This is a genomic window from Paenibacillus lentimorbus NRRL B-30488 (assembly GCF_000411595.1).
GTDB lineage: Bacteria > Bacillota > Bacilli > Bacillales > Bacillaceae > Bacillus > Bacillus velezensis.
The window spans coordinates 121,560-141,181 of sequence record NZ_ANAT01000011.1 but is presented as its reverse complement, the minus strand read 5'-3'; the positions used below and the strand labels follow the sequence as shown (position 1 = coordinate 141,181).

Here is a 19,622-nt window from a genome sequence, read left to right as displayed (position 1 = left end):
ATTGATGTTGTGGGAATCCTATTACGGAAAGTAGGGTGAGTCGAAAATGAAAGCAGCCAAAGGTGAATTTGTATTAGACGGACTTGATTGCAGCAACTGTGCAAAAAAATAGAAAACGGCGTAAAAGCCATTGACGGCATAGACGGCTGTGCTGTCAATTTTGCGGCAAGCACCATCACGGTCTCAGCCGGCGGCAAAAACGAGCAATGGATGAAAGACGAAGTCGCGAAAAAAGTAAAGTCCATTGATCCTCATGTGACCGTTCGTTCGAAGCACGAAGACAAACCCGGCGGGGATGAATACCGCAAAAAGCTGCAGCTGATGTTAGTGAGATTGGCGGCGGGCGCCGTTTTGGCCGTCATCGCTTACTTCGCGCACACGGGCGCCGTCCTTGAGTTTCTGCTCTTTTTTGCTTCATATTTGATCATCGGCGGCGATATCGTAGCCAGAGCGGGAAAAAATATTGTCCGCGGCCAGGTATTTGATGAGCATTTTCTGATGGCGCTTGCCACAATCGGCGCATTTATCATTCATCAATATCCGGAAGGCGTCGCGGTCATGCTGTTCTACCAGATCGGTGAATTGTTTCAGGGAGCGGCCGTCAGCCGATCCAGAAAATCGATCAGCGCGTTATTGGACATCCGTCCTGAGTACGCCAATGTGAAAACGGAAAACGGCATGGCTGCCGTTCCGCCGCAGGACGTCAAAGTCGGACAGGTCATCGTCGTGAATCCCGGAGAACGGATTCCGCTGGACGGAAAGGTGCTGAGCGGTTCCTCGATGGTTGATACATCCGCTTTAACGGGCGAATCCGTGCCGAGAAAAGCGGAGCCGGGGCAAGACGTGATGGCCGGGTTTATGAATCAGAACGGCGTGCTTCATATTGAAACCTCTAAAGGATATGAAGACTCTGCCGTGTCAAAAATATTGGATCTGGTCGAAAATGCGGCCGGACGCAAAGCGAAAACGGAAAACTTTATTACGAAGTTTGCCAAGTACTATACACCGGCTGTTGTCATTGTTGCGGTGCTTCTCGCCTTTTTACCGCCGCTTCTCGTGCCTTCAGCCGCGCTATCCGACTGGGTGTACCGCGCGCTGATTTTCCTTGTGATTTCTTGTCCGTGCGCACTCGTCGTCTCCATTCCGCTCGGGTTTTTCGGCGGTATCGGGGCTGCGTCTAAAGCAGGGGTGCTCGTGAAAGGCAGCAACTATTTAGAAGCGCTCAATCAGGTGGCATACGCCGTGTTTGATAAAACGGGAACCTTAACGAAAGGCAATTTCGCCGTTACTGATATCAAACCGGCGGCAGGATTTACGAAAGACAGCCTGCTTCATGCTGCCGCGCTTGCAGAAGTCCATTCCAATCATCCGATTGCTTCTTCCATCCGTGAGGCTTACAATCAACCGCTCGCGGCTGAGGAGATTGAAGAATATGAAGAAATACCCGGACACGGCATTCGGGTGAAAACCGGCGGATCAACGATTTTGGCCGGAAATCAAAAACTGATGGCAAAAGAACAAATCGCTTCCGGCACAGCTGAAAATAACGGAACCGTCGTCTATGTCGCCGTTGATCAGCAGTATGCGGGGGCAATCGTGATCGCAGATGAAATCAAAGAGGACGCCAAACAGGCCATTGCCAATTTAAAAGCGCTCGGCGTGAAGCGGACAGTGATGCTGACGGGTGATTCAAAGCAGACCGGAGAAACTGTCGGCCGCGAGCTCGGTATTGATGACGTGTACACAGAGCTTTTGCCGGGTGACAAGGTAGACCGCGTCGAAGAACTTGAAGCCGCGCTTTCACCGAATGAAAAACTGATGTTTGTCGGCGACGGGATTAATGATACGCCTGTGCTTGCCAGAGCTGACATCGGAGCAGCCATGGGGGCCCTCGGCTCTGATGCCGCCGTCGAAGCGGCCGATGTCGTCCTGATGACAGACCAGCCGTCAAAAGCAGCCGAAGCCATCCGGATTGCACGCCGCACACGCCGGATCGTCTGGCAGAACATCGGATTTGCTTTAGGCGTAAAAATCATTTTTCTCTTGCTTGGCGCATTCGGATTCGCCACCATGTGGGAAGCGGTCTTTTCAGATGTAGGCGTCACGCTGATCGCCGTTGCCAATGCGATGCGCGTCATGAGAGTGAAAGCGGAATAATTGTCAAAGATAATTCGTTTTTCAGGGTTTTCTTAAACAAGGTTGTCTTGGTAAAATAGAGAAGCGGGCCATCCGGCATCCGCTTCTTTTTATTTTAAAAACAATGAGGTGTCTGAGTGAAAAAGAAACAATCGTCTGCGAAATTTGCGGTGATTCTGACGTTAATCGTTGTCGTTTTATTTGCGGCCATCGTAATTATTAACAACCAAACGGAAAAAGCGGGCGAAACAGTCGCCGAACAGCCTTCCATTAAAGGACAGCCCGTGCTCGGCAAAGACAGCGCGCCTGTTACGGTAGTTGAATTCGGAGATTACAAATGTCCGTCATGCAAAGTATTTAACAGCGATATCATTCCGAAAATCAAAAAAGATTTTATCGATAAAGGCGACGTGAAATTTTCATTTGTGAACGTCATGTACCACGGAAGCGGCTCGCGTCTGGCGGCACTTGCTTCAGAAGAGGTGTGGAAGGAAGACCCGGCATCATTCTGGGCTTTCCATGAAAAGCTGTTTGAAGAGCAGCCGTCAAGCGAACAGGAATGGGTCACGCCTGCATTGCTTGAAAAAACGGTCAAAAGCACCGCGAAAAAGGTTGATCCTGACAAGCTGAAGGAAAACCTTGATAAAGAAACCTTCGCAAAAGAGCTGAAAGCTGACACTGACCTGAATGATAAATTAAACATTACGGCGACACCGACGATTTACGTAAATGACAAAGTGATTAAAGACTTCTCTGATTATGAGGAGATTTCAAAAACGATTAAGAAAGAGCTGAAAAATGAAAAATAGAATCGTATTTTTATATGCTTCTTGGGTGATAGCTCTTGCTGCCATGCTCGTCAGCCTTTATTTCAGCGAGATCAGAAAATTCATACCGTGCGAGCTGTGCTGGTATCAAAGAATTCTCATGTACCCGCTTGTCCTGATTTTAGGAATCGCCACCTTCCAGGGTGACACGCGCGTGAAAAAATATGTGCTGCCGATGGCCGTCATCGGCGCATTTATATCGACCATGCATTACCTTGAGCAGAAGGTGCCCGGTTTCAGCGGCATCAAGCCGTGTGTGTACGGCGTGCCTTGCTCATCTGAATATATTAACTGGTTCGGTTTCATTACCATTCCTTTCTTGGCATTGACGGCATTTATTCTCATTATGATCTGCATGTGTTTTGTCAAAACGGAACGCACGGCAAAATAAAGAGCCTGCTCCATGGGGAGCGGCTCTTTTTCTATTATTTGTACCAAGCTTTGTTTGTCGCAATCTGTCTGTTATGGGAGCTGTCCCAAATATCCACGGAATAGGCATAATCATAATTCATGACGCAGCGGATGCCGCTGCCTTGGGCGTCATGCTGAAGTCCGAAGTTATGGGAAAACTCGTGCTGTGCCGCTTTCGCCGTGTTGGCCGTTCCTTGATCAAGGTTCACGCTGAAAGCCGGGCCGCTCGGTTTGCCGTTATATACATACGCGATACCGCCGGCGTCAAAACTTGATTTTGCGGTAAAACCGACGACAAAATGATAATTTTGATTTCTGAAGCTGCTTTGGAGATTCGATAAAATCTGAGAACTGTTTGAGCCGGAAGAATTCCAAGCCTGCACGGCCTGTACGACGAAATCAATGTTATGATCACGGTTAAAAGCGACATCCGCCTGCTCCACGATCTGGACGATTCGCGTTTGCCAGTCGCTGTATTTGGCGCGGTATTCAGCGTCCGCCACCGCCAGCACTCTGACCTTCTGGGAGCCCGTGCTGGCTTTAGTTGAGGCTTTATCCTGACTGACATTGGCATTGAATCGTTTCGTGCCGGCCTGCTTGCCGTTCTCATCCAGAATTTTTGTGTCAACCGTCTGTTCAACTTGGACCGGGCCTTTCAGATCTTTAAAATGATCGGCTTTCGGAAGCGGGTCCGTATACACCGTTTTCGCCGGCTCCGCATGAGTGTGCGAATGCGTATGGCTTTCGGCTGACGGCAGGCCGGGAATTAATCCGGCGGCCAATAAAACAGGAAAACAAGTGAACTGATTTTCATCTCATAACCCCCTTTTTGTTAGAGAAAGTATTCAATGAAACTTCCAATAAACCTCCCATTAAAGTATAAAACAGGAAAATATTCTCGCTCTCAGCGGTTGCGGGTGAGGTTGTCCCGGATTAGGAATCAGAATCTTTCAAAAATAAGGTTGATTTTAAGAGAAAGCGATTATAAAATCTAATGGTCGTCAGAAAATTTAACAAATAAAAAGGAGCATATGGAATGGCCTGGGAGCTGCTTAGTGTAATCGGCATCATTGCGTTTGCGGTCAGCGGAGCGATTGTTGCGATGGAAGAGGAGTATGATATTTTAGGCGTGTATATCTTGGGGATTGTAACGGCGTTCGGCGGAGGAGCCATCCGAAATCTGCTGATCGGTGTTCCGGTCTCCGCCTTGTGGGAGCAAGGCGCGTTTTTTCAAATCGCTCTCGCATCAGTTACGATTGTCTTTTTGTTTCCGAAGCTGCTGTTAAGACATTGGAGTAAATGGGGCAACCTATCCGATGCCATCGGGCTATCGGCGTTTGCCATCCAAGGCGCTTTATATGCCGTGAAAATGGGCCATCCGCTCAGTGCGGTGATTGCGGCAGCGGTCCTGACCGGAAGCGGGGGCGGCATCATACGGGATCTGCTCGCGGGCAGAAAGCCGCTTGTGCTCAAGGCGGAAATTTATGCAGTCTGGGCCGCGCTCGGAGGGTTAATCGTGGGCCTCGGCTGGGCCGGGGATGCCGCCGGTTTGTATGTGCTGTTTCTTGTGCTTGTGGCGTGCCGCATCTGCAGTTATGTGTTCAGGTGGCGCCTGCCGAATCGTTCCTATCATATAGATCAGTAAAAAACCGATTCAACAAACGAATCGGTTTTTTTTGCATAACGGCTTCTGATAAAAAAAGACGCCCGATATGATAAGAAAAAGGGTATTTGACCATAATGCTGAATAATATGTTGCATATATGTTTGTATGAGGAAAGCCGGATTTGTCAGCTTGATGTCGGAGGTGCCGCTGATGGCAAAACGTGATAAAGAGTGGAAAGAAGAGCAGGAAAGAATCAATTTTGTCATGAAGGAACTGGAACAGAAACAAACTCATCTTGAAGCCTCATCGGGCGGTTTGAAGCAGGATATTGTCGGCCTGAGAAAAACGTTTTGGGATGATGTCACCGTGAATATGGATGACGCCCATGAAGCGGCTGAGACATTTTCAAGCATTAAACAGCAGGCGGAAATGCTTTCAGAACGTGAACGGACGCATCGGCTTCAATACCGGCAGCTTCAAAAAATCCAAAAGCTGAAAACCTCTCCTTACTTCGGCCGTGTCGATTTTACGGAAGAAGGGGAGTCCTCTTCCGAGCGGATTTATATCGGGCTGACTTCTTTGATGGATGAAAACAACGAGCAATTTCTCATTTATGATTGGCGCGCGCCCATCTCATCTCTTTACTATCAATATTCCCCGGGAAAAGCCCGCTATGAAGTTCCGGAAGAAACGATAGAGGGAGACATCACACTGAAGCGGCAGTTCATCATTAAAAACGGGACGCTTAAAGCGATGTTTAACACGGATATGACGATTGGTGACGAAATGCTGCAAGAGGTGCTGAGCGGCCATTCCGGACAGCATATGAAAAACATCGTGTCAACCATCCAAAAAGAACAGAACGAAATCATCCGTGATGAAAAAAGCAAATATCTCATCGTTCAGGGGGCCGCCGGGAGCGGGAAAACATCCGCGGCGCTTCAGCGGGCCGCTTACTTGCTGTACCGCGGGCGCGGGGTGCTTGATGCCCGTCAGATTGTATTGTTTTCCCCGAACATTTTGTTTAACAGTTATGTTTCCGCCGTATTGCCGGAATTGGGAGAAGAGAATATGGAGCAGGCCACCTTTCAGGAATATATCATCCGCCGTCTCGGACGAAAGTTTGATTGTGAAAGCCCGTACGAGCAGCTTGAATATTGCCTGACTGAACAAAATCAGGACGCACTTTCCGTAAGGCTCGCAGCCATTGCTTACAAAGCGTCATCAGCTTTCCAGGCCCTGATTGACCGCTATGCCGGCTCGCTTTCCGGCTCGGGCCTGATATGTAAACAGATCAGCTTCCGGGGAGACATCCTGATTTCAAAAGAGCGGATTGAAGCCTATTTTTATTCGCTTGATCAGCAGCTGCCGATTCCGAACAGAGCGGAGCTGACGGCGGAATGGCTTCTCGCGGAAATCAGCGCTCTCGAAAAAAAGGAGCGTAAGAAGGAATGGGTCTTGCAGGAGAGCGAGCTGCTTGATAAGGAAGACTATGCTGAGGTTTATCAAACACTCAAGAAGCAGGCGGCAGATGATGAACCTGCATTTGACGACCATCAGCGCGAACAGCGCCTGCTTGCCGCCATTATTGTCGGGAAAGCCTTTAAACCGATTAAGCAGGCCGTCAGACGGCTCGGCTTTCTCGATATAAAACGGATGTATCTCCGGCTGTTTTCAGACTGGGGAGCTGATGAAAAGCCCGATCATTGGGAGAGCATCGGCGCTTTGACCGGAAACGCATTTGCAGAACGGTCGCTTCCGTATGAAGATGCCGCTCCGTATCTGTATTTGCAGGATCTGCTAGAAGGAAAAAGAAAAACACACAAATGAAGCACGTCTTCATTGATGAAGCGCAGGATTATTCCCCATTTCAGCTCACATATATTCAAAGCATCTTCCCGGCGGCAAAGATGACGGTGCTCGGTGATGTCAGCCAGTCGATTTATGCCCACACCATTACGGGCCCTTCTTCCCTCGCCGGCTGCTTTCGCAATGGTGCAGAAAAGTATGTCAGCCTGAAGCGGACTTACAGATCGACGCGGCAGATTGTTGAATTTACGAAAGCGCTGCTGGCTGACGGCGATGACATTGAGCCTTTTAACCGGAACGGGGAAAAACCGCGTGTTATGCGGACGGATACAGAAAATGCGCGGCAGGAACAATTGGCGGATACAATCCGGGAGCTCAGACAAAAAGGCTGGGAGACGGTCGCCGTCATCTGCAAAACGGCCGCGGAAGCCAAAAAAGTGTTTCAGGCAGTCAGTGCCGAGAGCGGTGTCCGCTTGATCAATAAAGAAAACCAGCCTTTTCAAAAAGGGGTATGCGTCATTCCCGTTTATTTGGCAAAAGGCATTGAGTTTGACGCCGTCATTGCCGCTGACGCCTCTGCTGCCCAGTACAATAGCGAACATGACCGTAAGCTGTTATATACGGCCTGTACGCGGGCGATGCATCATTTGACCGTATTGTCTCCGGGAGAACCCTCTCCTTTTATAAAAGAAGTGCCCGCCGGCTTATTCGTTTAAGCCCTTTGCCGAGTGCAAAGGGCTTTTTATCATTAGTAATCTTAATCGTTGTCATCATGATTATATATTTTACTTACATACAAACTTTCGGTAAAGTTTCAATTAGAATATTATTTTGACAATTCCTATAGAAATAACGTACGTTACGTTTAATTCCTTGTGAGGTGGATATCGTTGCAACTTCAGGTCATGAACAGTCCGTTTAATCAGGAGCAGGCAGAGCTCCTTAACCGCCTTCTGCCGACCTTGACAGAATCACAGAAAATCTGGCTGAGCGGTTATTTGGCTGCGGCCCGGTCCGAATCCGGTGAAACAGCCGCGCCCGCTGCTCCGGCTCCTGCAGAAAGCCCGGCAGTCTCGAAAGAAGTGACCGTATTATACGGATCGCAAACGGGAAATGCGGAAGGTCTTGCGAAACAGACGGTAAAGACGCTTGAGGAACGGGGATTCCAGGTCACCGTCGCGTCGATGAACGATTTTAAGCCGAATAATCTGAAAAAAGTAAACAATTTACTGATCGTGGTGAGCACGCACGGAGAAGGCGATCCGCCGGATAACGCGCTGGCCTTTCATGAATTTCTTCACGGCAGACGCGCGCCGAAGCTTGAAGCGCTCCGTTACTCCGTTTTGGCGCTCGGGGACAGCTCGTATGAATTTTTCTGCCAGACCGGCAAAGAGTTTGACGAGCGTCTTCAAGAGCTCGGCGGCACCCAGCTTGCGCCGCGGGTTGATTGCGATCTTGATTATGATGAGCCGTTTTCGGAATGGCTTGACACGGTTATCGGCGGTTTGAACGAAGGAGCGGGAAATCAAACAGCCGAAGCGCCTGCCGAGACGCCCGCTCTCGGTGAATCCGTATATTCCAGAACGAACCCGTTTCGGGCGGAGGTTCTTGAGAACATCAATCTGAACGGACGCGGTTCGAATAAAGAAACACGTCATCTTGAGCTTTCGCTTGAAGGATCGGGCCTCGCGTATCAGCCCGGAGACAGCCTCGGCATCTATCCGGAAAATGATCCGGCGCTCGTTGATGAGCTGATCAATGAGCTGAAATGGAATCCAGAACAGGAAGTGGCGGTGAATAAACAAGGAGAGCGCCGTCCGCTGAAAGACGCGCTTACTTCTCATTTTGAAATTACCGTCTTAACAAAGCCGCTTTTGCAAAAGGCCGCACAGTTTACGGCTGATCAAAAGCTGAGTGAACTTCTGGCCGAAGGAAACGAAGAGCAGCTGAAAGCATACACCAACGGCCGTGATCTGTTTGATCTCGTCCGGGATTTCGGTCCGTGGGAAGCTTCCGCGGAAGACTTTCTTTCCATCCTGCGTAAAATGCCGGCCCGGCTCTATTCGATCGCAAGCAGTTTAGAAGCGAATCCGGAAGAGGTGCATCTGACAATCGGAGCGGTCAGATATGACGCGCACGGCAGAGAACGTAAAGGCGTGTGCAGCATTCTTTGTGCGGAAAGACTCCAGCCGGGAGATACGCTTCCGATTTACATTCAGCACAACCAAAACTTCAAGCTGCCGGAAAACCCGGATACACCGATCATTATGGTCGGGCCGGGGACAGGCATCGCACCGTTCCGTTCCTTTATGCAGGAGCGTGAAGAAACCGGAGCTGAAGGGAAAACATGGCTGTTTTTCGGGGATCAGCACTTTGTCACTGATTTTCTGTACCAGACGGAATGGCAAAAATGGCTGCAAAACGGTGTTCTCACAAAAATGGACGTCGCTTTTTCCCGGGATTCGGAGGAAAAAGTATATGTGCAGCACCGCATGAAAGAACAAAGCAAAGAGCTGTATGAATGGCTGCAGCAGGGAGCCGCCGTATACATCTGCGGTGATGAACAGCATATGGCGCATGACGTGCACCAGGCGCTTCTCGATATCATTCAGGAAGAAGGCGGCATGAGCCGTGAAAAAGCGGAAAGCTTCCTGGCAGACATGCAGCAGAAAAAACGCTATCAGCGTGACGTATATTGATTTTGGTTTGAAAGGAGCTTATTCAGCATGGTGAACAACATTTTAAAAGCGCCGGAAGGCCCTCCAAGTGATGTTGAGGAAATTAAAGAAAAAAGCGATTATTTGCGCGGCACATTGAAAGAAGTCATGCTCGACCGGATTTCAGCCGGCATCCCGGACGATGACAACCGGCTGATGAAGCATCACGGAAGCTACTTGCAGGATGACCGCGATCTCCGTAATGAACGTCAAAAACAAAAGCTTGAACCGGCTTATCAGTTCATGCTGCGCGTCCGGATGCCAGGCGGCGTGTCAACTCCGGAACAATGGCTTGTCATGGATGAACTGGCGCAAAAATACGGAAACAATACATTGAAGCTGACAACGCGTGAAACGTTCCAAATGCACGGAATTTTAAAATGGAACATGAAAAAAACGATTCAGAAAATCAATGCGGCGCTGCTTGATACCATTGCGGCCTGCGGAGATGTCAACCGAAACGTCATGTGCGCTTCAAATCCGCACCAGTCTGAAATTCATGCGGAAGTATACGAATGGTCGAAGAAATTGAGCGATGACCTTCTTCCGCGCACGAGAGCCTATCATGAAATCTGGCTTGATGAGGAACGTGTGGCGGGAACTCCTGACACGGAAACGGAACCGATGTACGGGCCGCTGTATTTGCCGCGGAAATTCAAAATCGGAATCGCCGTGCCTCCGTCCAATGATATCGATGTCTTTTCTCAAGATCTCGGCTTCATTGCCATCGTGGAGGAAGGCCGTCTTATCGGATTCAACGTGGCAATCGGCGGCGGTATGGGAATGACGCACGGCGATACGGCCACTTATCCGCAGCTTTCAAAAGTCATCGGCTTCTGCAAACCGGAGCAGCTGTATGATGTAGCGGAAAAAACCATTACAATTCAGCGCGATTACGGAAACCGTTCCGTCAGAAAGAATGCCAGATTCAAATACACCGTTGACCGTCTCGGGCTGGAAAACGTAAAAGCCGAGCTGGAAAACCGCCTCGGCTGGCAGCTGGATGAAGCGAAACCTTATCATTTTGACCATAACGGCGACCGTTACGGATGGGTGAAGGGCGTAAAAGGGAAATGGCACTTTACGATGTTTATCGAAGGCGGCCGCGTCACGGACTATGAGAATTATAAGCTGATGACGGGATTGCGTGAAATCGCCAAAGTCCATACAGGGGATTTCCGTCTCACTTCTAATCAAAACCTGATTATCGGCAATGTCTCGAGCCAGAAAAAGAAACAAATCAGCGCATTAATCGAACAATACGGTCTGACAGACGGCCGGCAGCATTCCGCCCTCCGCCGCAGTTCAATGGCTTGCGTCGCGCTTCCGACATGCGGGCTCGCCATGGCCGAAGCCGAGCGGTATCTGCCGAAATTGATTGATAAGATTGAAGACATTGTTGACGAAAACGGGCTGCGGGATGAAGAAATCACCATCCGTATGACCGGGTGCCCGAATGGCTGCGCCCGCCATGCACTCGGCGAAATCGGATTTATCGGAAAGGCGCCCGGAAAATATAATATGTATTTAGGAGCGGCGTTTGACGGCAGCCGTTTGAGCAAAATGTACCGGGAAAATATCGGTGAAGAGGAAATTCTGAGTGAGCTTCGCACCATTCTCCCGCGCTACGCGAAAGAGCGTGAGGAAGGCGAACACTTCGGGGATTTCGTCATCCGCGCCGGCATCATTAAAGCGACGACAGACGGCACGAATTTTCACGAATAAGATGAGCTCTTAAAACCAAGGATAGAGACACACTGGCGGTGGTTCTCTATCCTTTGCTAAGCAGCATAAACGCTGCACCGCGTCATGAAACAGATGACGCAGCTTGCGAAAAAGCCTGTTTTCAGAGAAAACAGGCTTTTTCTTTTTCCGGAAAAAATGTAGCCGAAGGCAAAAAAAGTTCGCCGTGAGCGCGTTATGAGAAATTTTAAATAAAAACGGGTAAAATAAAAGAAGAATGGTTGCGTGCGGAAAATATATTGAATCTGCCCGATCATCGGCTCCGGCCTTTGACAAGGGCAGAGAACAGGCAATAATGATATGATGCAGCAGATGAAGGAGGTCAGCTTTGGACATATTTTTAGTCGTACTCGTACTTTTAACCATTATTGCGATCTCAAATATCGTAAATCGGTTTGTCCCCTTTATCCCGGTGCCTCTGATTCAGGTGGCGCTCGGTATCATTGCGGCGTCATTTCCGCAGGGGCTTCATTTTGAACTGAATACTGAATTGTTTTTGTTTTGTTTATCGCGCCGCTGCTTTTTAACGATGGAAAACGGACGCCGCGTGCGGAACTTTGGAATTTAAGAGCGCCGATTCTGCTGCTTGCGCTCGGGCTCGTGTTTGCCACGGTGATTGTCGGCGGTTACACGATTCATTGGATGATTCCGAGCATTCCGCTGGCCGCCGCGTTCGGGCTGGCGGCGATCCTGTCACCGACTGACGTTGTCGCGGTCAGCGCGCTGTCAGGGCGTGTGAAGATGCCAAAAGGCATTCTGCGTCTCCTTGAAGGAGAAGGACTGATGAATGACGCATCCGGCCTGGTCGCTTTTAAATTTGCGATTGCGGCTGCCGTGACGGGCGCATTTTCGCTGGCGCAGGCCGCCTTCAGTTTCGTTCTGATTTCAGCCGGCGGTTTACTCAGCGGTGTCGTCATTTCTTTTTTGATTATCCGTTTCCGGCTGTTTATGCGGCGCCTCGGCATGCAGGATGTCACGATGCATATGCTGATTCAAATTCTGACGCCGTTCGTCATCTATCTCGCGGCTGAAGAAATCGGCGTTTCCGGCATTTTAGCGGTTGTGGCCGGCGGCATCACGCATGCGGTGGAGCAGGACCGTCTTGAATCAACGATGGTCAAACTGCAAATCGTCTCTTCAAGTACGTGGAATATTATTTTGTTCATTCTGAACGGTCTTGTTTTCGTTATTTTAGGTGCGCAAATACCGGACGTGGTTTCCGTCATCTTTAATGATACCGCGTTTAACAATATGATGGTCATCGGGTATATTATCGTCATTACGCTGACGTTAATGATTCTCAGGTTTTTGTGGGTGCTGTTTTTTTGGAACGGCAAGTGGTTTTTTAACAAGGATCAGAGCATTTATAAACCCGGCCTGCGCTCGACCCTGCTGATTTCGGTTTCAGGCGTCAGGGGAGCGGTCACGCTTGCGGGTTCCTTTTCCATTCCTTACGTGCTCTCTGACGGCTCACCGTTTCCTGAACGGAATTTGATTCTCTTTTTAGCCGCGGGCGTTATTTTGTGCACATTGGTGCTGGCGACAATCGTTCTGCCGATTTTGACAGATAAGCCGGAAGACAATGTGAAAGAAAAGAAAGTCAAATTGCTGACAGCGAGACGGAAGCTGATAAAAGCTGCCTTAACCGCCATTAAAGAAAATATGAATGAGACAAACAAAACGGCTTCTTTTGCGGTCATTGCCGAATACAATGAGAAAATGAAAAATCTCAGGTTTCAGCAGTTCACCGTCAAAAACCGCACGAAAAAAGATGAGCGGAAAGTCCGCGCCCAAGGGATTCAGGCAGAACAGGAAGAATTGCTGCGGCTGATTGAGCGGGGCGACATCCCGGAAGAAACAGCTGACAGCCTTCAGGAACGGTTTGATGAACTGGAAGTGCTGTATACGAATCCGTTTAAAGTCGGCTTATCTAAGAAAAAGCTGAAACGCCTGATGTACTGGATCTTTTTCGGTGAACATAAAAAGCCGGAAATGTCGATTTTAAATGAAGAAGGTCTCATTCGCTCTACAAGGGTTAAAACGGCAAAAGCGGCCATTGAAAGCCTGAAAAACACATGACTGAAGAAAATAAAGATGTGACGCTTGCCGTCATTTCCTTTTACAATCACTTGATTTTCAGGCTGGGGCACTCGTATCACGAACAGAGTCCGAGCCGCCGTTTTGAAAATCAAAAACTCGAAATCAAACTGCGGGCCGTACAGGCCATCCGCAACGAAATCCAAACATTATTCGAAGAGCGGGAAATTTCCCGCGACATGTCGCATGAGCTTCGCCAATACATCAATGATGTGGAAGCGGCCATGCTTGACGGAGATGAATAAAAAAAGTCCGGCATCTGTTCGCCGGACTTTTTTAGATTACGGACGATGGAATTCGACGTGATCGCCGTCGCGGTCAAACCAGCCTCTGAAGGCCCAGTTGATCCAGCCGCCATCTCCTTTGTTGGTGAAGCTTCCGTCTTCAAACACCCAAATGCCGTACGTGATGCCGTCATAAACGGCGGAACCGTAAAACTGAACGCCGTTAAAATGATCTTCATATTCCTGGCTTAAATTAAACACCATGACATTATATTTTTGTCCGGAAGCGTAGAATGAAGATTCCATTAAGTTTTTGACGAAGCCGTCACGGTTTTGCGCCGACTTAATCGCGTCAGCAATCGAATTGCCGATGCCGAGCAGGTCAACGTCAATGTTTAATCCGACATCTTTTGCTGAGACATCTGATGTTTGCTGAGCCATGTTTTGAGGAGCCGGGTTTTCTTTTGCGGATACAAAGGACAGAGGAGTCAGAGACAAAGCGGCGCCAAGGGCAACGGACATCGGGATACGCATACGTTTCATATGATTTCCTCCTTCAATTGTGTGGTGGCTACAGTAGCGATTTACCCGGACAGTTACCCAATTAACCGGAATTTTTGAAAAATAGGAAAATAATAACGTTGGTGGTACTTGGGCACTAAAGATGGTTTTTGTGATAATGATGAGCGTATAATTGGTTTCTTACGGCGGAAATGTGAGATAATAATAACCGTTTACATAATGACTAGAAAGGATGGTTCAACGTGGCAAAAAGCTTAAAAGATACTGTAAAGCTTCATAATGGCGTTGAAATGCCGTGGTTCGGCCTTGGCGTCTTCAAGGTGGAAAACGGAAGCGTAGCGGCGGACTCCGTCGAAGCGGCAATCAGAAACGGCTACCGCAGCATTGATACGGCGGCTATTTATAAAAATGAAGAGGGTGTCGGCGAAGGCATCAGAGCTGCGGGCGTTGCCAGAGAAGAGCTGTTCATCACGTCAAAAGTGTGGAATGAAGATCAAGGATACGAAACGACACTTGACGCGTTTGAGAAAAGCCTTGAGCGCCTCGGCCTCGATTACCTCGACCTTTACCTGATTCACTGGCCGGGCAAGGATAAATATAAAGACACATGGCGCGCTCTTGAAAAGCTGTACAAAGACGGAAAAATCCGCGCCATCGGCGTCAGCAACTTCCAAGTGCATCATTTAGAAGAACTGCTGAAAGATGCTGAAATCAAGCCGATGGTCAACCAGATTGAATTCCACCCGCGCCTGACTCAAAAAGAAGTAAGAGATTTCTGCAAAGCGCAGGGCATTCAAGTGGAAGCGTGGTCTCCATTGATGCAGGGACAGCTCCTTGATAACGAAGTGCTGTCACAAATTGCGGAAAAACATAACAAATCGGTTGCTCAAGTGATTTTGCGCTGGGATCTTCAGAACGAAGTCGTTACCATTCCGAAATCGATTAAAGAGCACCGCATCATAGAAAATGCCGATATTTTTGATTTCGAACTGTCACAGGAAGAAATGGAAAAGATCAGCGCATTGAACAAAGACGAGCGTGTCGGACCGAATCCGGACGAGCTTCTGTTCTAAGAAAAACAGCCCTTTACGGGGCTGTTTTTCTTTACATAAATGTCTGTGTCTGACGTTTTACGCTGAACCTGTATGCGGCTATTAATAACAGGGCGGCGGCGAAGGCTCCCAAAATGATGATGTTCAGCGTCAGGCTTTGGAGCGTGCGGCCGTGCTGCAATTGATCGACCGTATCAAGCACCCAGCGCTGAGGCAGAAATTCGGCGATTGTCTGCACTGTTTTCGGCATAATATTGCCCGGAAAAAAGCAGCCGGCGAGCAAGCTTGTCGGCACGACGATCAAGTTCAAAAGCGCCGATGCCGAAGAGCTGCTGTTGGAAAAACCGACGGCAATAAAGGCGATCCCGATTGCGCTTAATGCAAACAGCATCATCAGGACGAACAGCTGCCACAGCGGGAATGACGGATGAATATGAAAAGCGGCGCCCATAAAGAGAACGGCGAATAGAATTTGGACGGCCATGATAATTATATTCACTGCTGCATTTGCCAATACATACTGCTTTGACGTGATCGGCGTTGACAGAAGCCTGTAGTACGTCCTGTTTTCTCTTTCTTTAATCATCAGTTCCGTCAGGTTGCCGGCGGAATAGAGCATAATGATAATGAGATACCCGATGACTGAGTAAGTCATTTCTTTATGGTTCGATGTATCTTGTAAAACAGCGGACTCCGTTTGAATCGGAGAATGCTTGAAATCGGCGTACATCGCCTGAAAGGCCTTCGCGTCTCCGCCGGAAGATTTGCCGATTGAGGCGGCGCTGTTCATATAATTGTACAAATAAGAGCTGACATATCCGGTGACCTGGGCGCCTTTCAGCGAGGTCATGCCGATGTGAGACGGTTTCCCGTCTTTTACGCTTTGGGAGAAGCCTTTTTCAAACGTAATGAGCGCCTCCATTTTTCCTGAAGCAATCTTTGATGAGGCGGACGCAGCCGTTTCCTCCGAAATCTTCACATGATCCAGTCCTTTTAAAAACGTGACCGTATCCTGTGCCACTTCTCCGCCGTCTTGATTGAGAATGCCGATATTGAGCGTTTCGGCTCCGCCGTTGGCATTGGTCATGAAAGAGAGGAAGACGCCGATCAGCGGAGCCCCGATATAAAGAATGAGCTGTTTTTTGCTTTTTGTAATTCCTTTGAGAGTGTGTGCAAACAGCCACCAGAAGTTTTTCATATTACAGTCCCTCCCGTCTTTGAAACGTAAATGCGGCGATCAGCAAAAAGAGTGCCGCCAATGCTGTATTTAAACCGAGTGCAGGCCATGCCGCTGATACATCATTTGCGTAAATGATGTTGTTAATCGCCTTATTGATCCAGGATAAGGGCGACAGGGCGGAAATCCCCCCTCCTTCATATTTGTAATAGGCGCCGCCGATAATGGACATCACCTGCACGATGATGACGGTGATTAATCTGGCGCTTTCGGGTTTTCTGGTCAAATAGCTCAGGCTGAGCCCGAAGCTGACGGCCAAAAGAATTTCAGAAACGAGAATCAAAAGCACAAGTCCCATGTGGCTGCCCCAGTTCGCTTTCAAGATAAATCTGCTGAAGGCGACAACGGCAAGAATCGTCAGAACATTCACTGCCAAAATGCCGAGCATCTTTCCGAGAAAGATATCGCTTTTCCGGAGCGGGGCGGCGATCAGGCGATCCGCGGTGTGCCGTATTCTTTCCCCGCGGAATAAGGAGCTGGCAAAAATCGAGGCGTACAGCCCGATCATCGTCGTCATGGATATCGCGTAAAAATCTTTCGCCTTCGGTTCTTTCGCTTTGTGTAAAGACGTCTGCTTTATATAATCGCTTTTGATTTGTCCGGCGGAAGGTGCCTTATGCGCCTTGTAAGCGGCGGCGCCTGCTTTGTATTGATTGGTAAAAGCGGTCAGCATGCCTTGGACGATCGTGCCGTTGATGCCGCTCCGGTCATTTGTATAGACTTGGAAACCGGTGTTTTTTACAGTGACGAAAGCATCCGCCTGATTTTCTCGAACCTCGTTTTTGCCTTTTGCCTCGGTGTCCGCTTTTTGAAAATAGACATGCTCTTCTTTGGCGGCTTTCATAAACTCAGTAAAATCATGAGAAAGAGGGCCGTTTGACTGGTCCGTATATACCACCTTGATGTTTCCGACCGTCACCTCTGAATCAAAGGCGTTAGATAATGCCGCGGTGAAAATCAGCATGAAGACAATCGGAAAAGCAAGCATGAAAATAAAAGTCCGTCTGTCGCGGAAACTGATTTTGATTTCTTTCCCGGCGATGTGCAGAATATTCATTTGCAATCCTCCTTTCAGTTAGGTCAGTCGCGCAGGCTTCTGCCTGTCAGCGTGAGAAATACCGTTTCTAAGTCAGGGGCCTGTTCCTGCAAGGAGCGGATTTCAATGCCTTTGTCCATGAAGTACCGGATCAGGCGGTTTAAATTGTTGACCCCTGTGTCAGAGCTGATTTTCACGCTGTTTTCTTCCAGTGCGGCGGCTCTGACGCCGGGCAGCTCCTGAATATCGCCGAGGCTGATGCCGTTTCCGGATGACAGCTCAATCACGACGTCCTTCGTGTCGGTAATGATGGAGGTCAGCTGTTCTTTTGTGCCTTCGGCGATGACTTTTCCGTGGTCGATGATAGCGATGCGCGTGCATATTTCTTCCACTTCCTCCATGTAGTGGCTCGTGTAGATGATCGTGCATCCCATTTCATTCAGCTTTTTCACTGATTGCAGAATATAATTTCTTGATTGCGGGTCAATGCCGACCGTCGGTTCATCCATGATGATCAATTTCGGCCGGTGGGCAAGGGCGCAGGCGATATTAAGCCTGCGTTTCATTCCGCCGGAAAAATGCTTCGGCAAATATTTGTGTTTATCGCTCAAGCCGACGAATGTCAGGGCTTCCTCGACCCGTTCTTTCAGAGCCGCCCCTCTCAGGCCGTACAGACCTGCGAAGAACTTCACATTTTCATAGGCGTTTAATTCTTCGTAAATCGCGAGGTCCTGAGGGACGATGCCGATATTCATTTTCGTTGCTTTGCTATATTTGAAAATATCTTTTCCGAGAAACAGAATGTCTCCGCCTGAAGGTTTTAAAAGACCTGAGATCATATTGATCGTCGTGCTTTTTCCGGCTCCGTTTGCGCCGAGAAACCCGAAAATCTCACCTTCTTTTACGGCAAGCGACATCTGGTCAACGGCGGCATAATCACCGAATTTCTTACTCAGCTGTTTGAGCTCCAAAATGTTCATGTTTCCACCTCTATGTCTTATGATGCTCTTATTATAAAAAAAAGAATGAACGGCCGTTAGTGCAGCTGTTCATTCCTTTGACATGAGAATCTTCATATTTTTCACATGAAAACATTCACTTATTCAACCGGAAGCAATGTCGTGACGGAAAAACCGGCCGTGCCGTCAAAAATAACGGTTCCGTGCAGGACGGCCGCCCGTTCTTCCATACCGAGCATGCCGAGGCCTTTTTTAAAGCGGACAGCGCCGTTTCCGTTATCTTTCACTTCCGCTTTCACGGCTTTATTCAGCACATGGATATCAATGAAAATCTGCGTGGCATCGGCGTATTTCATCGCATTGGTCAAGGCTTCGGTTACGTTTTCCTGAATGACTCTCCAATGCATTTGCGTCAGCCTGTCCAAATCGCCTTGATGCGTAAACGGAACCGGCATCCCGTTTTTGGCCGAAAATTCATCAATAAACGTTCTTAATCTGTGAATGCCCATTTGTTCAGCGGGCGGTTTCATATTTTTCAGCGTTATGCGGATATCCTCTATGCCCTCTTTGGAAATGGTAATGGCGTTTTGGAGCAGTTCAGCCGCTTTGTCCGGATGGGAGCCGAGCATCCGCTTCGCCGCTTCCATCTGAATGAGCGCGCCGGTCATGGAATGGCCGATTTTGTCATGGATGGCTTGGGATAATCTGTTTCTTTCCTCGAGTTTGCCGGTGTACTCCGATTGCTTGATATATTCTGTGCTGCTGTGCAGCTGTTTCGTCAGTTTTTCAATGCTTGAGCGCATGATGTCCGACTGTTCTTCATATTTCTTCAGCCGATTGCCGGACCGGGCGGCCAAAACGAAAATCGCCAGACAGAACAAGGTTATGACGATATAAGTCGGAAGGTCGATGTACGGGGTAAATAAAAACGGCAAAAACACGAGCAGGCAGAACACATAGCGGTGAACCGGATATTCGGCAAGAACCGCAAAAATGGCGGGCGGCAAAAGAAACAGAAACGCCGGATGGCCTAAGGCGGAAAGCCAAGCGGTCAATGCCAGCGTCATGAGGGTGATCCCGCGCCTCCAAACGGGCGGCCTGATCATGCAGACCGCGATGCCCAAAGACAGATAAAGCAGCAGAAACAAGACGGCGTACGGCGTGTAAGGGCGGTCAGCCGATACGAACAAAAAAGCCGTATAAAAAATGGCGATCAGTCTGCTCATCAGCATCCAAAAATCCATAC

11 protein-coding genes and 4 pseudogenes are annotated in these 19,622 nt (G+C 48.9%); 9 read left to right on the top strand and 6 right to left on the bottom strand.

The window, feature by feature from the left end; translation table 11 throughout:
* The first annotated feature begins 46 nt into the window (after window positions 1-46).
* The 3 genes and pseudogenes from D368_RS07460 (at window position 47) to D368_RS07450 (ending at window position 3,354) form a co-directional block, all read left to right on the top strand.
* Window positions 47-2,157: pseudogene (locus D368_RS07460) on the top strand (heavy metal translocating P-type ATPase).
* A 116-nt stretch (window positions 2,158-2,273) separates the two neighbouring features.
* Window positions 2,274-2,945, top strand: coding sequence for a disulfide bond formation protein BdbD (gene bdbD, locus D368_RS07455; RefSeq protein WP_071392275.1), 672 nt, complete (start codon window positions 2,274-2,276; stop codon window positions 2,943-2,945).
* Window positions 2,935-3,354 (top strand): disulfide oxidoreductase, encoded by a 420-nt coding sequence (locus tag D368_RS07450; protein ID WP_101562429.1) that lies wholly within the window; start codon window positions 2,935-2,937, stop codon window positions 3,352-3,354. Before bdbD ends, D368_RS07450 begins: the two co-directional genes overlap by 11 nt.
* 34 nt (window positions 3,355-3,388) lie before the next feature.
* Here the strand turns inward: D368_RS07450 and D368_RS07445 are convergent.
* A pseudogene (locus D368_RS07445) lies at window positions 3,389-4,188 on the bottom strand (zinc-dependent metalloprotease).
* Between the two features lie 222 nt (window positions 4,189-4,410).
* Between D368_RS07445 and D368_RS07440 the strand changes: the two are divergent.
* From D368_RS07440 to D368_RS07415, 5 genes and pseudogenes are all read left to right on the top strand, one after another.
* Window positions 4,411-5,019, top strand: a complete 609-nt coding sequence (locus D368_RS07440) for a trimeric intracellular cation channel family protein (protein ID WP_007410017.1) — start codon at window positions 4,411-4,413, stop codon at window positions 5,017-5,019.
* A gap of 171 nt (window positions 5,020-5,190) precedes the next feature.
* Window positions 5,191-7,505 (top strand): annotated as a pseudogene (gene helD / locus D368_RS07435) (RNA polymerase recycling motor HelD).
* 174 nt (window positions 7,506-7,679) lie between these two features.
* Entirely contained in the window at window positions 7,680-9,488 is a 1,809-nt protein-coding gene (locus tag D368_RS07430; protein ID WP_128574681.1) for an assimilatory sulfite reductase (NADPH) flavoprotein subunit, read from the top strand.
* 27 nt (window positions 9,489-9,515) lie between these two features.
* On the top strand, window positions 9,516-11,231 hold the full coding sequence (gene cysI / locus D368_RS07425) for an assimilatory sulfite reductase (NADPH) hemoprotein subunit (RefSeq protein ID WP_052827842.1): 1,716 nt from the start codon (window positions 9,516-9,518) through the stop codon (window positions 11,229-11,231).
* A 346-nt stretch (window positions 11,232-11,577) separates the two neighbouring features.
* Window positions 11,578-13,591 (top strand): annotated as a pseudogene (locus D368_RS07415) (Na+/H+ antiporter).
* 36 nt (window positions 13,592-13,627) lie between these two features.
* Here the strand turns inward: D368_RS07415 and D368_RS07410 are convergent.
* The gene (locus D368_RS07410; RefSeq protein WP_003151740.1) at window positions 13,628-14,113 is read right to left on the bottom strand and encodes a hypothetical protein; all 486 of its coding nucleotides are present in this window, start codon (window positions 14,111-14,113) and stop codon (window positions 13,628-13,630) included.
* 221 nt (window positions 14,114-14,334) lie between these two features.
* Here D368_RS07410 and D368_RS07405 point away from each other — a divergent pair, with 221 nt between their 5' ends.
* The gene (locus D368_RS07405) at window positions 14,335-15,165 is read left to right on the top strand and encodes an aldo/keto reductase (RefSeq protein WP_007410023.1); all 831 of its coding nucleotides are present in this window, start codon (window positions 14,335-14,337) and stop codon (window positions 15,163-15,165) included.
* 31 nt (window positions 15,166-15,196) lie between these two features.
* Here the strand turns inward: D368_RS07405 and D368_RS07400 are convergent, their stop codons facing one another.
* From D368_RS07400 to D368_RS07385, 4 genes are all read right to left on the bottom strand, one after another.
* Entirely contained in the window at window positions 15,197-16,342 is a 1,146-nt protein-coding gene (locus D368_RS07400; RefSeq protein WP_128574680.1) for an ABC transporter permease, read from the bottom strand.
* 1 nt (window position 16,343) lies between these two features.
* Window positions 16,344-17,438 carry an ABC transporter permease gene (locus D368_RS07395; RefSeq protein ID WP_128574679.1) on the bottom strand — a complete coding sequence of 365 codons (1,095 nt, stop codon included), beginning with the start codon at window positions 17,436-17,438 and terminating at the stop codon, window positions 16,344-16,346.
* Between the two features lie 23 nt (window positions 17,439-17,461).
* Window positions 17,462-18,397, bottom strand: a complete 936-nt coding sequence (locus tag D368_RS07390; RefSeq protein ID WP_015240573.1) for an ABC transporter ATP-binding protein — start codon at window positions 18,395-18,397, stop codon at window positions 17,462-17,464.
* A gap of 119 nt (window positions 18,398-18,516) precedes the next feature.
* Window positions 18,517-19,620: a sensor histidine kinase gene (locus D368_RS07385; protein ID WP_486129243.1), complete on the bottom strand. Its 1,104-nt coding sequence runs from the start codon at window positions 19,618-19,620 to the stop codon at window positions 18,517-18,519.
* Between the last annotated feature and the right edge of the window lie 2 nt (window positions 19,621-19,622).

Bases quoted from the DNA above. Each gene is read 5' to 3' on its own strand.
- D368_RS07450 (WP_101562429.1), top strand. From the start codon at position 2,935: ATGAAAAATAGAATCGTATTTTTATATGCTTCTTGGGTGATAGCTCTT.
- D368_RS07440 (WP_007410017.1), top strand. From the start codon at position 4,411: ATGGCCTGGGAGCTGCTTAGTGTAATCGGCATCATTGCGTTTGCGGTC.
- cysI (WP_052827842.1), top strand. From the start codon at position 9,516: ATGGTGAACAACATTTTAAAAGCGCCGGAAGGCCCTCCAAGTGATGTT.
- D368_RS07410 (WP_003151740.1), bottom strand. From the start codon at position 14,113: ATGAAACGTATGCGTATCCCGATGTCCGTTGCCCTTGGCGCCGCTTTG.
- D368_RS07400 (WP_128574680.1), bottom strand. From the start codon at position 16,342: ATGAAAAACTTCTGGTGGCTGTTTGCACACACTCTCAAAGGAATTACA.
- D368_RS07395 (WP_128574679.1), bottom strand. From the start codon at position 17,438: ATGAATATTCTGCACATCGCCGGGAAAGAAATCAAAATCAGTTTCCGC.
- D368_RS07390 (WP_015240573.1), bottom strand. From the start codon at position 18,397: ATGAACATTTTGGAGCTCAAACAGCTGAGTAAGAAATTCGGTGATTAT.
- D368_RS07385 (WP_486129243.1), bottom strand. From the start codon at position 19,620: ATGGATTTTTGGATGCTGATGAGCAGACTGATCGCCATTTTTTATACG.